Annotated in this window: 13 protein-coding genes; 6 read left to right on the top strand and 7 right to left on the bottom strand. The window is 71.4% G+C overall.

Annotated elements, in window-relative coordinates:
* Positions 1-131: 131 nt before the first annotated feature.
* The gene (locus ACH4XV_RS02810; protein WP_395786480.1) at positions 132-782 is read left to right on the top strand and encodes a TetR/AcrR family transcriptional regulator; all 651 of its coding nucleotides are present in this window, start codon (positions 132-134) and stop codon (positions 780-782) included.
* Between the two features lie 19 nt (positions 783-801).
* Here ACH4XV_RS02810 and ACH4XV_RS02805 read toward each other — a convergent pair whose 3' ends face one another.
* Positions 802-2,043: a hypothetical protein gene (locus ACH4XV_RS02805; protein WP_395786479.1), complete on the bottom strand. Its 1,242-nt coding sequence runs from the start codon at positions 2,041-2,043 to the stop codon at positions 802-804.
* 97 nt (positions 2,044-2,140) lie between these two features.
* Here ACH4XV_RS02805 and ACH4XV_RS02800 point away from each other — a divergent pair, with 97 nt between their 5' ends.
* From ACH4XV_RS02800 to ACH4XV_RS02790, 3 genes are all read left to right on the top strand, one after another.
* On the top strand, positions 2,141-2,722 hold the full coding sequence (locus tag ACH4XV_RS02800) for a TetR/AcrR family transcriptional regulator (RefSeq protein ID WP_395786477.1): 582 nt from the start codon (positions 2,141-2,143) through the stop codon (positions 2,720-2,722).
* Between the two features lie 125 nt (positions 2,723-2,847).
* Entirely contained in the window at positions 2,848-4,077 is a 1,230-nt protein-coding gene (locus ACH4XV_RS02795) for a Cmx/CmrA family chloramphenicol efflux MFS transporter (protein WP_395786475.1), read from the top strand.
* Positions 4,078-4,311: 234 nt separating this feature from the next.
* Positions 4,312-5,967 carry an APC family permease gene (locus ACH4XV_RS02790; RefSeq protein ID WP_395786473.1) on the top strand — a complete coding sequence of 552 codons (1,656 nt, stop codon included), beginning with the start codon at positions 4,312-4,314 and terminating at the stop codon, positions 5,965-5,967.
* Between the two features lie 61 nt (positions 5,968-6,028).
* Here ACH4XV_RS02790 and ACH4XV_RS02785 read toward each other — a convergent pair whose 3' ends face one another.
* Positions 6,029-6,406 (bottom strand): RNA-binding S4 domain-containing protein, encoded by a 378-nt coding sequence (locus tag ACH4XV_RS02785; protein WP_395786471.1) that lies wholly within the window; start codon positions 6,404-6,406, stop codon positions 6,029-6,031.
* Between the two features lie 146 nt (positions 6,407-6,552).
* Between ACH4XV_RS02785 and ACH4XV_RS02780 the strand changes: the two genes are divergently transcribed.
* Both ACH4XV_RS02780 and ACH4XV_RS02775 read left to right on the top strand, forming a co-directional pair.
* On the top strand, positions 6,553-7,803 hold the full coding sequence (locus ACH4XV_RS02780) for a serine hydrolase domain-containing protein (protein WP_395786469.1): 1,251 nt from the start codon (positions 6,553-6,555) through the stop codon (positions 7,801-7,803).
* Entirely contained in the window at positions 7,800-9,014 is a 1,215-nt protein-coding gene (locus ACH4XV_RS02775; RefSeq protein ID WP_395786467.1) for a serine hydrolase domain-containing protein, read from the top strand. Before ACH4XV_RS02780 ends, ACH4XV_RS02775 begins: the two co-directional genes overlap by 4 nt.
* A 9-nt stretch (positions 9,015-9,023) precedes the next feature.
* On the opposite strand, the gene ACH4XV_RS02770 is transcribed toward ACH4XV_RS02775, so the two are convergent.
* The 5 genes from ACH4XV_RS02770 to ACH4XV_RS02750 all read right to left on the bottom strand — a co-directional run bounded on the left by ACH4XV_RS02770 (position 9,024) and on the right by ACH4XV_RS02750 (position 13,845).
* The gene (locus ACH4XV_RS02770; protein ID WP_395786465.1) at positions 9,024-9,254 is read right to left on the bottom strand and encodes a phosphopantetheine-binding protein; all 231 of its coding nucleotides are present in this window, start codon (positions 9,252-9,254) and stop codon (positions 9,024-9,026) included.
* 7 nt (positions 9,255-9,261) lie between these two features.
* Positions 9,262-9,894 (bottom strand): isochorismatase family protein, encoded by a 633-nt coding sequence (locus ACH4XV_RS02765; RefSeq protein ID WP_395786463.1) that lies wholly within the window; start codon positions 9,892-9,894, stop codon positions 9,262-9,264.
* Between the two features lie 48 nt (positions 9,895-9,942).
* The gene (locus tag ACH4XV_RS02760) at positions 9,943-11,637 is read right to left on the bottom strand and encodes a (2,3-dihydroxybenzoyl)adenylate synthase (RefSeq protein WP_395786461.1); all 1,695 of its coding nucleotides are present in this window, start codon (positions 11,635-11,637) and stop codon (positions 9,943-9,945) included.
* On the bottom strand, positions 11,634-12,821 hold the full coding sequence (gene dhbC, locus ACH4XV_RS02755; RefSeq protein WP_395786459.1) for an isochorismate synthase DhbC: 1,188 nt from the start codon (positions 12,819-12,821) through the stop codon (positions 11,634-11,636). The genes ACH4XV_RS02760 and dhbC overlap by 4 nt, the downstream gene beginning before the upstream one ends.
* A gap of 244 nt (positions 12,822-13,065) precedes the next feature.
* Positions 13,066-13,845 (bottom strand): 2,3-dihydro-2,3-dihydroxybenzoate dehydrogenase, encoded by a 780-nt coding sequence (locus tag ACH4XV_RS02750; protein ID WP_395786457.1) that lies wholly within the window; start codon positions 13,843-13,845, stop codon positions 13,066-13,068.
* Positions 13,846-13,994 lie beyond the last annotated feature (149 nt).

The following is a 13,994-nucleotide window of genomic DNA, read 5'->3' as shown; positions in this document are numbered from 1 at the left end:
TATCAAGTCGGCGAAGACTGTCAAGGCCCGAGGGGAGGCACGACAGCGGGATAATAGACGCCGGTCGGCCGAGCAGGCGGCGGGCCGACCCGAGGGCCGGACCGGTCGAGCCGGCGGAGACAGGAGTGGTCATGAGCACGTCCGCGACCGACGGGCGGGTCCGCAAGGGCGATCGCACCCGGCAGGCGATCGTCCACCGGGCCGCCGACATCGCCTCGATGGAGGGCCTGGAGGGACTGTCCATCGGCCGGCTCGCGAGCGACCTGGAGATCAGCAAGAGCGGGGTGTTCGCCCACTTCGGTTCCAAGGAGGAACTGCAACTCGCCGCGATCGGCGCGGCGGTCGAGGTCTACGTGGACCACGTGGTGACCCCGGCGATGGAGGGTCCCGCCGGCCTGGTCCGGCTGCGGCGGCTGACCGAGCGCTGGATCGCCTACTCACGCGACCGGGTCTTCCCCGGTGGTTGCTTCTTCTTCAACACCGCCGCCGAATTCGACGCCCGCCCGGGCCGGGTCCGCGACGCACTGGCCGGCGCCTGGAGCGGCTGGCACGCTCTGCTGACCGCCGAGGCCGAGGCGGCGAAAACCCGGGGCGAGGCCCGCCCGGACCTGGATGTGGCCCAACTCGTCTTCGAGATCATCGCGTTCCTGGAAGCCGCCAACGGCATCAGCGTCCTGCACGACGACGAGAGCGCCTACACCCGGGCCGGCACCGCCATCCACGCCCGCCTGCTGACGGCCGCCACCGACCCGGACGCGCTGCGGGCGGCGCTGACGGAATAGGCCGCACCCCGCCGGGGGCTCAGTCCGCCGCCAACCCCGCGTACCTCCGGCAGGTCGCCCGGTCGTCCGGCAGGTCGCGCGCCCGCAGCAGCTCGCGGAAGTTGAGCCACTTCCAGGTGTCCACATCCAGTTCGGCCAGGGTCGCCACGACCCGGCGCCGTGCTGCCGGCAAGTCGGCGAAGGCCGGCGCGGGCACCCCCAGTGCCTCCGTGCCGAAGGCCAGGCGCAGTGCCGCGTCCGTGATGGCGAACGCCGAGGGGCCGGAAGTGCGGGACAACCCTGTCAGGACCGATTCCAGTACGTCGACCGGGAGTTCGCCGGCTTCGAGGGCGACCAGGCTGCTCGACGCGTAGGCCCCCAGGTCGCCGTCGAAGAACCCCAGCGGGACCGCCTCGTCGTCGGCCGGCGGGTCCACCATGCAGGCGGCGAGTTCGGCGATCACCTCGAGGTCGGCCGCGCCGAGGCGGGCCAGTGCGATCGCCGCCGCCCAGCGGGCCAGGGGTTCGTCGGTGCCCTGGTGGTACGCCCGCAGCGGGGCGATCTGGGCCGCGTCGCCGAGCAGGCCGATCGCCACGATCGCGTTCGCCGCGACGCCCGGTACCGATTCGGTCGCCGGCAGGTCGCGCAGCCGGGGCAGAATCCGCGACGCCTCCTCGGGGAACCAGCCGACCGCGTAGGCCGCCGCCGCCCGCAGCTGCGGATCCGGATCGGTCAGCACACCGCACAGTGTCGGCACACCGGCGCGCACCGCGTCGTACGCGCGCAGTTCGTACTCGGCCTCCCGGCACGACTCCTCGAAGTCGAAGGTGTCCCGCCGCCGCTCCCGGGCGCGTCGCTCGGCCTCGCCGTCGGCCTCCGCGATCCAGCCGTCGAACCGCCGTCGAGCCCCCTCCGCACCCTCCGCGCGTGTTCGACCCACCGCCGCGCGCCAGGCGGCGATGGCCACCCCGTCGGGGAGATGCGCCTCGTCGTATCCGATCGCCAACGCCGCGAGCAGATGCACCAGGTCGGCCCGATCGGGGGTGCCCGGATCCGCGACGAGCGCGAGCAGGAACGGGACGGCGTGCGCCGTCGCCTCGTACCGGCTGCCCTGATGAAAGATGTTGCCGTAGAGCGCGTTCAGCGCCCGCCTCCGCTCCTCCGCGTCCGCCGAGCGCAATGCGCGCAGCTGTTCGGGCACGTCCTCGGCCGAGCCGTACGCGTGTTCCGAACCCGCCCAGTCGATCCCGTCCAGCCCGGCCAGAGGCCCCCACTCCACCATGGTCGACAATCCTTCCCTCTCCGGCGCGCGCCGTCGACGGTCGGGAGCGATCAACCTTATTGGACTGCTCATTACAAAACCTGCTAGCGTGCTCCGCATGGCCCGACCACGGAAGTTCGACGAGGAGCAGGCGGTCCAGGCCGCGCTCGACGCGTTCTGGCGGGCGGGCTACGAGGCCACCTCGACGCAGGATCTGTGCGACGCGACCGGCCTCGGCCGCAGCAGCATCTACAACACGTTCAGCAGCAAGCGCGAGCTGTTCCTGCGCGCACTGCGGCGCTACATCGAGCACATGACGAGCGTCCAGGTCGCGAACCTGGAGAGCGATCGTCCCGTACGCGACAAGATCCGCGACCTGCTGACCTCGATCGTGGTCGACGAGACCGACAACCCCGGCGACCGGCGCGGCTGCCTGGTGGTCAACACCGCGATCGAACTGTCCGGGCGCGACGCCGAGGTGACCGCGGTGCTCGAACGCGACTACCGTCGCCGGCACGCGGCGATCAAGGCCGCGATCGACGCCGGACGGCTCGACGGCGACATCGACCGGGACAAGGACGCCGACGCTCTCGCGCACGCCGTGATCGGCGCGGTGTCGGGAATCCGACTCGCCGCCCGCAACGGGGTCGACCGTGCGGGACTGACGGCGATCGCGGAGACGACACTGGCGGCGCTCTAGGTCCTGTCCGGCGAGCCGACACGGCGCCCACCGCTCCCCTGGGCCTCGCTCACGCACGCCCTGGTTTTGAACCGCATGTTCCAAAACATGAACGCATACCGCACCACCGACTCGGGAGTACCCCCATGCCTCTGGCCGTCTACATCCTCGGACTCGGCATATTCGCGCAAGGCACCTCGGAATTCATGCTCTCCGGACTGCTGGAGACGATGGCCGCCGACCTCGGCGTCTCCATCCCCGACGCCGGGCTGCTGATCTCGGCCTTCGCCGTCGGCATGGTCGTCGGCGCGCCCCTGCTCGCCGTACTCACCCTGCACTGGCCCCGGCGTACCGCTCTGATCGCCTTCCAGGCCGTGTTCATCCTGGGCCACGTGGTCGGCGCGCTCGCCCCCGGCTACTGGGTGGTGCTCGCCACCCGCGTGGTCAGCGCCATCGCCTATGCCGGCTTCTGGGCGGTGGCGGCCGTCACCGCGATCGGCCTGGTCGCCCCGAACGCGCGGGCCAAGGCGATGGCGGTGGTCGCGGGCGGGTTGTCCCTGGCCACCGTGGTCGGCCTCCCGCTCGGCACCATGATCGGCAACTGGGCCGGCTGGCGTGCGGCCTTCTGGGCGGTCGCCGTGCTCACCGCGCTGAGCACGGTCGCGGTGTTCGCGGTCCTGCCCGGCGGTCACACCGCGAACGAGGCGCCGCGTTCGGTCCGGGCCGAACTGCGCTCCATGCGCCGGCCGCGACTGTGGGTCGCCTACACCACGACGGCGGCCGGTTTCGGTGCCGTGGTCGCGGTGTTCAGCTACCTCGGCACGATGCTGACCAACACCACCGGGATCAGCGAGGCGTGGGTGCCGCTGGTGTTGTCCTGGTACGGGGTGGGCGCGGTGGTCGGGATCACGGTCGGCGGACGGCTGGCCGACGAGCACCCGTTCGGCACCCTGTACGGCAGCCTCGGCACGGTCGTGGTCGTGTCCCTGCTGCTCGCGCTGACCGCGCGGAACGTGCCGGCCACCCTCGTCCTGGTCTTCCTACTCGGCGCCGGCGGCTTCGCGGCCAACCCGGCCGTCAACGCCCGCGTGTTCGCCATCGCGTCCGACGCCCCCACGCTCGCCGGCGCGACCAACACGGCGGCGTTCAACGTCGGCATCACCGTCGGCCCGCTGCTCGGCGGCCGGGTGATCGCGGCCGGCTTCGACTACGCCGCCGTCGCGTGGGTCGGCGTCGCCCTGGGCCTGATCGCGCTGGCGAGCGCCTGGACGGACTCCCGCATGCGCGGGCGTACCTCCGCGCACGCCGCGCAGCCGACCGCCGCGCAGCCGACCGCCGAGCACTCGGCGGCCGAAGCGACCCGGGCGCCGGCCTGAACGGCGCCCGGCGCCGGCCGCGCCGTGTCGACTTCGTGGCCGACGGTAACCGCCCCGCCGCACCCCGCGACACCTGCCGTCCCATGCGGCTGACGCAGCATCAGTTCCCTTGATTTTTCCGGCCTTCGGGGCTGCCGGAGGGCTTGCCGGGGGGTCTAATCTGATCCCCTGCTGCAATGGTCCGTTTTCGGTCGAACGGGTAGAAACCACCCGTCTAGGACAGGACGGTTCGCCATGGTCTCCACCGACCCCGCAAGACCCTCCTCACCCGAACCGCCCCTGCGTCGCGCAGCCGGCGAGAAGGGCCTCAAGACCGGCGCCCTGGGCCTCGTGTCCAGCGTCGTGATCGGGCTCGCCTCCACCGCACCGGCCTACAGCCTGGCCGCCACCCTCGGCATCATCGTCGCGGGCGTCGGCCTGCAATCGCCGATCGTCATGGTCCTGGCCTTCGTCCCGATGTTCCTGATCGCCTACGGCTACAAGGAACTCAACGAGGACAACCCGGACTGCGGCACCACCTTCACCTGGGGATCACGCACGTTCGGCCCGATGACCGGCTGGATGGGCGGTTGGGCCATCATCGTCGCGGACGTCATCGTGATGGCCAACCTCGCGCAGATCGCCGGCCAGTACGGCTTCCAACTGGTCGGCGCCCACGGCCTCGCCGAGGACACGTTCTGGACCACCTTCGCGGGCGTGGTCTGGATCATCCTGATGACCTGGATCTGCTATGTCGGCATCGAACTGTCCGCCAACCTGCAGAAGGTATTGCTGACCATCGAGATCGTGGTCCTGGTCGCCCTCGGCCTCACCGCGCTCTGGAAGGTCTACTTCGGCAACGCCCCCGATGGCTCGGTCCACATCGCGGGATCCTGGTTCAACCCGTTCGAGATCGACTCCGTCGACGCGCTGACGAAGGGCGTCCTGGCCGCGGTGTTCATCTACTGGGGCTGGGACACGGCCGTGTCGATCAACGAGGAGACCGCGGACTCCGCGCGCACCCCCGGCCGGGCCGCGGTGATCTCGACCGTCCTGCTGCTGCTGATCTACGTCCTGATCAGCACCTCGGCGCTGTCCTTCGCGGGCGCCGGCGACACCGGCAGCGGTCTGGCCAACCCGGACAACTCCGGGGACGTACTGTCCGGCCTCGGTTCGAGCGTCTTCGGCAGTGTCGGATTCGGCTGGTTCATGGCCAAGTTGCTGGTGTTCATGGTGCTGACCTCGTCGGCGGCGTCCACCCAGACGACCATCCTGCCGACCGCGCGCACCGCGCTGTCGATGGCCGCGCACCGGGCCATCCCGGAGAAGTTCGCGCGCGTGCACACCCGCAACCAGGTGCCGACCTGGTCCACGGTCGGCATGGGGATCGCGTCGGTGGCCTTCTACGTGGCGATCACCCGGGTCAGCACGAATGTACTGACCGACTCGATCGGTTCGATCGGCCTGGCCATCGCGTTCTATTACGGCATCACCGGTTTCGCCTGCGTCTGGTACCACCGGCGCGTGCTCACCCGCAGCCGGCGCGACCTGATCACCAAGGGCGTCATGCCGGGGCTCGGCGGCGCACTGCTGGCGTACTTCTTCATCGACGCCTGCTACGTCTACTCGGACAAGGACTACGGCACGACGTACTGGACCCTGCCGTTCGCGCCGCACTGGCAGCTCGGCGGGGTGTTCCTGACCGGGATCGGCGCGCTGGTGCTGGGCGCGGTACTGATGCTCGGGTACCGGTTCGTCGCGCCGTCGTTCTTCCGGGGCGAGACGCTGCCGCGCGCGGTGGCACCGAGGGACGCCGTGGTCGAGTGGGCGGGGTCGGCGGGGGCTGCCGGGTCTCCCGGTTCGGCGGGCGCTGCGAAGAACGAGGGGTCCACGGGATCCACCGCGCTCTGACCCGCGTGGGTGGGCCCACTCCGCTCGGTGGGCCCACCGCGCCGTCGGTCGGTGTTCTCGATCAGTGTTCGCGGAACTGCTCCAAGAGGCGACGGTCGCGCTTGGTCGGGCGGCCCGTGCCACGGTCGCGCTGGGGAACCATCAGGAGCTCGTCCCGAGGCGGACGCGGCGGGCTGTTGTCGGTCAGGCACTCGGCGGCCACCGGCGGCCCGACCCGCTTGCGCACGACGCGCTTGACCACGACGATCCGCTCGTAGCCGTCCACGCGCACCCGCACCTCGTCCCCGATCTTGACGGTCTGGGCGGGCTTGACCTTGTCCCCGTTGACCCGCACGTGCCCGGCCTTGCAGGCCGCGGCGGCAAGCGAGCGGGTCTTGGTCAGCCGCACCGACCAGATCCAACTGTCGACCCGAACGGTCGTCGCCTCGTCTGTTGCCATGCCCCGACTCTAACCCGGCCGGTTCGGTTCACCCCACCTCCGCACACCGGGCTGCACCCCGGCCGGTTCGGGTGTCCGCACGGTCGTTGCGGCACCCCGCCGGGCGGGACCCTCGGGGGAGACCCGTACGTCCCCGAGGAGTCGGCGTGTTCCCGAATACGATCCACCTGCCCGGCAATCCCACCGTCGTGACCCGTCGTCGCTGCTGTGTACTGGCCGTGACACTGGCCGGGTCCGCCGTGGCCGCCACCGTGCCCGCAACCGCTGCCGCCGGCACGCAGCGGGCCCGGGTGAGTGGTGTACGACTGCGTCGGGAGGCGGAGTGGCTGCTGCGCGAGGGTGGCTACGTCAATGTCGCGATCCTGCTCCGGGACGGGTCCGAGCGGATCGAGGCAAGTGCCGGACCCGGCGAGTTGCACACCGGGCAACCGATGCCGCGCGGCGGCGCGTTGCGGGCAGGCAGTGCCACCAAGGCGTTCGTGGCCACCGTCGTCCTGCAACTGGTCGCCGAGGGGCGGTTGTCGCTCACCGATCCGGTGGACCGGTGGCTGCCGGGCGTGGTGGCCGGCAACGGCAACGACGGACGCCGGGTGAGCGTGCACAACCTGCTGCGCCACACCAGTGGGCTGCACAACTACACCATCGAACTCGGGGACACCGCAGCCGACTTCGAACGGCTGCGGTTCCGCCACACGGGGCCGGCCGAACTCGTCGCCGCCGCGCTGCGGTTCCCCCCGAGCTTCCCGCCCGCCTCGACCGACGACCCGGCGCCGAACTGGGAGTACTCGAACACCAATTACGTCCTGGCCGGGATGATCATCGAGCGGATCACCGGCCGACACTGGGCCGAGGAGGTGCGCGCCCGGGTGCTTCGACCGCTCGGTCTCACCGGCACCCACGCCCCCGGCGACGACCCGACCCTGCCCGCGCCGTACGCCCACTCGTACCACCGCTTCCCGGACCGGGACGAGTGGGTGGACACGACCGTACGCGCCATGTCCTGGGCCGACGCCGCCGGCGAACTGGTCACCACGCACGCCGACTTGGAGCGTTTCTTCACCGCGCTGCTGCGCGGCCGGCTGCTCCCGCCGGCGCAACTCGCGCTGATGCGCGAGACCGTGCCGATGCCGCCCGACTTCGAGCAGGTGATGCCGGGTGTGCGGTGCGGCCTCGGCCTGATGCGCCAACCGCTGCCGTGCGGCGGGTATCGCTGGGGCCACGGCGGGGACGTCGAGGGCTCCAAGATCCGCATGGGCGTCACCGAGCACGGCCGGCGCAGCGTGGTGATCGTGGCCAACGGCACCTACACGGACGACGAACACGGCCTGCGTGCCGAGGTGGCCGTGCAACAGCTCACCGACCGCCTGCTCTGCCCCGAAGGGAGTGCGCCACGATGACCGCGCCGAATCGGATCCACGGAAGGTTGTTACGCCCGGCGGCCCTCGCCCTGGGCATCGCCCTGACCCTGACGGCGGCCGCCCCGGGCTCGGCGAGCGCCGACGCCCGTGCCTCCGGCCTCCAACGCGATACCGACGCGGTCCACGCGGCCGGCGCGATCGGCGTCACCGTGTACTACACGGCTCGCCCGGCGCCCGGCGGGCCCACCACCGTCCGTACCGCCCGCAGCGGCGAGGCCGAACTCCACTCCGGTCGGCCGCTGCCCCCGAACGGCCACTACCGCACCGGCAGCACGACCAAGACATTTGTCGCCACCGTCGCCCTCCAACTGGTCGCCGAGGGCCGGTTGCGGCTCGACTCCCCGATCGAGACCTGGCTTCCGGGTGTGGTGCGCGGCAACGGCAACGACGGCCGCCGGATCACCCTGCGCCACCTGCTCCAGCACACCAGCGGCATCCCCGGCTACACCGCGCTGCCCGCCGCCGTACCCGCCCTGTACTCGGCGCGCGGCTACCTGGAGAACCGCTTCCGGCACTACCGGGCCGAGGATCTGGTCGCCGCCGCGCTGACCCTGCCGAGCCGCTTCGAGCCGGGGAGTTCGTGGGCGTACTCGAACACCAACTACGTTCTGGTGGGCCTGATCATCCGGCAGGTCACCGGCCGCTCGTGGGGCGAGGAGGTCCGGGATCGCATCATCCGCCCGCTCGGTCTGCACGACACCCGCGTCCCGGGCGACGATCCGTACCTGCCGCGCCCGCACGCACAGGCGCAGCACACGTTCACGGGCGACACCCGGCCGACCGACACCACCGTGCTCAACCACACCGTCGCCGACGCGTCGGGCGCCATCCACGGCACGCCGAGCGACATCGACCGGTTCTTCGTCGCATTGTTGTCCGGCCGGCTGCTCGGTCCCGCCGAGCTGGCCGAGATGCAACGCACCCATCCGATCCCCGACGAACCCGGGCGCGGTTACGGTCTGGGCCTGGAAAGCACCGGGCTGAGCTGCGGTGGTCGGTACTGGCAACACGGCGGCGACGATCTGGGCTTCTCCAGCGAGAACGGCGTCACCGGCGACGGGAGTCGCGCGGTCCTGGTGGTGCGCAACGGCGTCGACGAGAACGACGAGGCGGGCGGTGCACGGGTGGACGCGGCGACCCGGGCGCTGATCGACCACGCCCTGTGCGCCCCGGATCCACGCCACCCGTGAACCGGGCGACTACGGCCTGGGCGCGAGCAGTTCGGACCACCCCTCCAGTGTCGGCCGCTCCGCCAGGTCGGCGAAGTCCACGCTCACCCCGTGGTCGCGGGTCCAGCGCTCGACCAGCGCCATCACCCGCACCGAGTCCAGGCCGTAGTCGACCAGGTTCTCGTTGTCCGGGATGTCCGCCGGGTCCTCGCCGAGGATGTCGGCCACGTCGGTGCGGATCAGTTCGAGGGTCAGGGCCATGTCCGGTCTACTTTCCCGCGAAGAGTGATTCGGTATCGGTGACCACCGCGCAGTTCGCGGCGGCCCAGGACAGGGCCATGCGGTGGTTGTCCGAGGTGAAGTCGGCCACCGCGTCGGCCACCACGAACGTCTGGATGTCCTGCATCCAAGCGTCGCACGCGGTCGTGGTCACGCCGATGTGCGCGTACACCCCGACGATGATCAGTTGGTCGCGCTCCAGGTCGCGCATCCAGCGGCGCAACTCGGTGCGGACGAAGGCGCTGTACTTCCACTTGGTGAGCACGGTGTCGGCGGGGCCGGGCGCGACCGGTGCGGCGATGGCCGCCGCGTCCAGGTCGTCGGGCAGCCCCGGGCCCCAGAAGTCCTGTTGCAGGCCGCGCTGTTCGGCGGTCTGGCCGCCGGGCTGGGCGGAGTAGACCACGGGTACGCCGAGTCGGTCGCAGTCGTCCTTGAGGCGGGCGACGTTGGCGAGCAGTTCGGTGATCGGCGAGGCGTTCGGGGTGAACGCGGACAGGAAGTAGTTCTGGAGGTCGTGCACGAGGAGCGCGGCGCGGGTGGGGTCCACGGTCCAGTCCACCCGATTCGTCGGCAGGTCGGCCGAGGTCGGCATGGGATAGGGGGCGATCTTGGGGAGTGCCATCGGGGAGGCGGTCCTTCGGGAGGTGGATGTGTGGGGGTGGACGCGCGCTCAACCGGCCCGGGTGGCCAGTCCGGCCGCGATCGCCGCGCGCAGGTCCTTCTTGCTGACCTTGCCGACGCCGGTATACGGGAACGTCTCGACGAACTCGACGTGGTCGGGCACCTTGTAGCCGGCCAGGCCGCGTTCGCGGACGAAGCGGCGGATGGCCACGGGCTTGAGCGGTTCGGCGCCGGCGCGCAGGATCACGTACGCGCAGGTGCGTTCGCCCAGGTAGGCGTCCGGTACGGCGACCACGGCCGCGTCGTGCACGGACGGGTGGGCCAGGATGTGGTTCTCCACCTCCTCCGCCGCCACCTTCTCGCCGCCGCGGTTGATCTGGTCCTTGGCCCGGCCCTCCACCACGAGGTGGCCGGAGGCGAGTCTGCGGACCACGTCGCCGGTGCGGTAGAAGCCGTCCTCGGTGAACGATCTCGCGTTGTGCTCGGGGGCGTTCCAGTAGCCGCGGATGGTGTAGGGGCCGCGCGTGAGCAGGTGTCCGGTCTCGCCGTCGGGGACCGGGACGTCGGCGTCGTCGACGATGCGGATCTCGTCGTCCGGGGAGATCGGCCTGCCCTGTGAGGTGACGATGATCTCGTCGGGGTCGTCGAGGCGGGTGTAGTTGACCAGTCCCTCGGCCATGCCGAACACCTGTTGCAGGGTGCAGCCGAAGGTCGGGGTGATCCGGCGGGCCGCCTCCTCGCTGAACTTGGCGCCGCCCACGAGGAGTACGCGCAGACTGCTCAGGTCGAAGCCGCCGCGCTCGGCAGCTTCGGTCCAGGCCAGGGCGAGTGGCGGCACCACACCCGTGATGGTCACCCGTTCGCGTTCGATCAGCGCGAAGGCGACGTCGGGGGTGGGCTTGGGGCACAACACCACGCGCGCGCCCGCGTACAGCGCGCCGAGCGTGCCGGGCGAGCTGAGCGGGAAGTTGTGCGCGGCGGGCAGCGCGCACAGGTACACACTGTCCGCGTCGACCGCGCAGATCTCGTTGGAGCCGCGCAGCGAGTAGATGTAGTCGTCGTGGGTGCGCGGGATCAGCTTGGGCACGCCCGTACTGCCCCCGGACAGTTGCAGGAAGGCGAGATCGCCCGGGGCCGGGGGGTCGGTGATCTCGACCGGGTCGCGCTCGATGTCGACCAGCGCGGTGTGTTCGCCCGGGTCACCGACCACCAGGACGTGCCGGAGTGTGGGTGTGACCGCCTGTACGGCGCTTGCCAGGGTGCGGTGGTCGAAGCCGTCGGACACGTCGGGGATCACGTAGGCGACGGCCTCGCTGAACGCGCAGAAGTGGCCGATCTCGGTCTGGCGGTGTGCGGGGAGCGCGAAAACCGGCAGGGCGCCGATCCGGAACAGGGCGAAGATCACGGCGAAAAACTCGGCCACGTTGGGCAGTTGCACCACGACTCGCTCGCCCCTGGCGACGCCGAGCGCGAGCAGCCCGGCGGCGACGCGGTCGGCTCGCTCGTCCAGGTCGCGGTAGGTCCAGTGGCGTTCGCCGTCCACGATGGCGACCCGGTCCGGGTGCGCGGCGGCGCGGTCGCGCAGGACGCCACCGAAGGTCTCGCCGCGCCACCAACCGGCCGCCCGGTAGCGCTCGGCGAACTCGGCGGGCCAGGTGGGCGCGAGCGGGCCGGGGCTGGGGGTGCTGGGGGTGCTGGGGGTGCTCGGCGTGGTCGCGGTGCTCGGCGGCTTCGGGGTGCTCATCGTTCACCCGCCACGGCGTGCAGGAAGGTGCGGAACTTGGCCTCGGTCTCGGCGGTTTCGGCGTCCGGGGAGGACTCCGCGACGATCCCGGCACCGGCGTACAGGCGCAGCACGTCGCTCGCCGCCTCGGCGCAGCGGATGGTGACCACCCATTCGCCGTCGCCGTCCGCGTCGCCCCAGCCGACCATGCCGGTGTACAGACCCCGGTCGAAGGGTTCGAGGTCGGCTATGGTCTGCCGCGCGGTGGTGGTCGGGGTGCCGCAGACGGCCGGCGTCGGGTGCAGTGCGCAGGCCAACTCCAATGCGGAGGGCCGCCTTTCCGGGTCCACGGTGGCGGTGACGGTGGTGGACAGGTGCCACATCGCGGCGGTGCAGACCAGGGTCGGCCGTTCGGGGATCTCCAGGGTGGCGCAGTGCGGGGCGAGCGCGTCCCGCACGGCCGCCACCACGACGGCGTGTTCGTGCAGGTCCTTCTCGGATTCGAGCAGGGCCATCGCGCGGCGTACGTCCTCGGCCAGGTCGGTGCTGCGTTTGGCGGATCCGGCGAGCGGGTTGGCGATCACCCGGTCGCCGTGCCGGGAGACGAGCAGTTCGGGGCTGGCGCCGATCAGGGTGTGGTCGGGCCGGGTGGCCGGGACCGCGAAGGTGTATCCCTGCGGGTCGCGGCGGGCCAGGCGCTGCAACAGGACGGGTATGTCCGGCGGGTCGGCCGCGTGCAGTTCCAGGGTGCGGGCGAGCACGACCTTGTCGAACGCCCCGGCGCGCATGCGCCGTACGGCCTCCGCGACGCCCGCGCGGTAGGTCTCCGGCGCGGGTACCGGACGGATGTCCCAGTCGGTCGGCGGCGGCGCGGGGGCGGCCAGTGCGATCAGCGGGTCGGCGGACAGCGGCGGCCCCCAGTCGATCGTGCCGGGCACCACGAGCGCGGCGGGTGCGCCCTGGTCGAACGGCACCGCGCCGAGCACGATCGGGGGCCGGCCGCCCACCGGGCTCGCGTCGGCCAGTGTCGCGGCCACGCGGGTCGGCAACGGGCTTGCGTCATGCGGGACTTCGGCCTGGGTGCCGTGCGCGAGCAGGGTGCGGGTGGGGGACGCGAAGAAGCGTGTGTCGCCCGGACGATACGCCTCCAGCAGCGCGGTCGCCGCGCCCACTGTGGCCAGGCCGGTGGCTTCTGGGGTGGTCACCTGAGGCTCCTTTGATTCTCCGACGGGGTGGTACGGAGTCCGTGCGGCACCGACGACCGGCCGGTCGGCCGGTGGGCCGGGCGAGTGGGGCACGTCGAACCGGTGCGCGCGGTCCGCTGCCACGGTCTGCGGTACCGGTCGCCGCGCGCGGTGTTTGCGATGCGGGTGTGCGTGCGGGTACAGGTGCATGGCCGTTCCGCCGGGCGGCTCGTGGCCGAAGTCCCATACGAGGGGCGCCCGTTCGTCACACGTGCAGCGTGGCGCCGCCGTCGACGTACATGTTGTGCATGGTGATCTGCCGCGCTCGGTCCGAGGCCAGGAACACGACCGCCTCGGCGATGTCGGCGGGGTCCGCGATCCGGCCGAGCGGAATCCCGGTGCGCCACGTCGCCGGATCGCCATCGAGCACCCGCTTCGGCGCCTCGGGGTCGGTCCACAGGGCGCGTTGCATCGGGGTGTCGGTGGAACCCGGCGAGACCACGTTACAGCGCACACCGCTGCGTGCCAGCTCGAGTCCCAGACACATCGTGAACATCGTGGCGGCGGCCTTGGATGCCGCGTAGGCCGCCATCCCGGTGCGTGGGATGCCGGCCGCGTTGGAGCCGACCGTGACGATGCTGCCACGCCCGCGCTCGGCCATCGATCCGGCCACCGCCCGGCCGGTGTGGAACACCCCGGTGGTGTTGACCGCGAAGGTGTCGGCCCAGTCCCGATCGGTGAGTTCGGTCACCGGCGAGACGTGCAGCACGCCGGCCACGTTGACCAGGATGTCGATCGGCCCGAGCCGGCTCTCGATCGCGGCGATGGTGGCCTCGACCGCCGAGGCGTCGGTGACATCGAGCGGGTAGGCGATCACCGCGTCGGTGCCGTCGTCGGCCATCAGGTTCTTGACGCCGGTCGGATTGCGGTCGGTGGCGGCGACGGTCGCGCCGTGGTCGACGAGGGCCCTCACGACGGCGGCACCGATGCCCTGCGCGGCTCCGGTGACCACCGCGACGCGACCGGCGAGGTCTGATGGGTGCACGAAACTCCCCTTGGCAAGCACAACCCCGTTGGTCGGGATTTAGGTTAGCCTAACCTAATATCGATCTCGTGGTCGATCCCGGTGGGGCCCTCGGCGCGGGCTCGAAGTCGGCGTGATGCGGCCTTCCAAGGGTGCTCGGTAGTTAGGTT

It is taken from the genome of Embleya sp. NPDC020630 (assembly GCF_044334985.1).
Taxonomy (GTDB): domain Bacteria; phylum Actinomycetota; class Actinomycetes; order Streptomycetales; family Streptomycetaceae; genus Embleya.
The sequence above is the reverse complement of the archived record's forward strand: the minus strand, read 5'-3'. Positions and strand labels throughout refer to the sequence as shown.

Excerpts from the sequence above, each read along its gene's own strand:
- ACH4XV_RS02810 (WP_395786480.1), top strand. The coding sequence starts at position 132 with ATGAGCACGTCCGCGACCGACGGGCGGGTCCGCAAGGGCGATCGCACC.
- ACH4XV_RS02805 (WP_395786479.1), bottom strand. The coding sequence starts at position 2,043 with ATGGTGGAGTGGGGGCCTCTGGCCGGGCTGGACGGGATCGACTGGGCG.
- ACH4XV_RS02800 (WP_395786477.1), top strand. The coding sequence starts at position 2,141 with ATGGCCCGACCACGGAAGTTCGACGAGGAGCAGGCGGTCCAGGCCGCG.
- ACH4XV_RS02795 (WP_395786475.1), top strand. The coding sequence starts at position 2,848 with ATGCCTCTGGCCGTCTACATCCTCGGACTCGGCATATTCGCGCAAGGC.
- ACH4XV_RS02790 (WP_395786473.1), top strand. The coding sequence starts at position 4,312 with ATGGTCTCCACCGACCCCGCAAGACCCTCCTCACCCGAACCGCCCCTG.
- ACH4XV_RS02785 (WP_395786471.1), bottom strand. The coding sequence starts at position 6,406 with ATGGCAACAGACGAGGCGACGACCGTTCGGGTCGACAGTTGGATCTGG.
- ACH4XV_RS02775 (WP_395786467.1), top strand. The coding sequence starts at position 7,800 with ATGACCGCGCCGAATCGGATCCACGGAAGGTTGTTACGCCCGGCGGCC.
- ACH4XV_RS02770 (WP_395786465.1), bottom strand. The coding sequence starts at position 9,254 with ATGGCCCTGACCCTCGAACTGATCCGCACCGACGTGGCCGACATCCTC.
- ACH4XV_RS02765 (WP_395786463.1), bottom strand. The coding sequence starts at position 9,894 with ATGGCACTCCCCAAGATCGCCCCCTATCCCATGCCGACCTCGGCCGAC.
- ACH4XV_RS02760 (WP_395786461.1), bottom strand. The coding sequence starts at position 11,637 with ATGAGCACCCCGAAGCCGCCGAGCACCGCGACCACGCCGAGCACCCCC.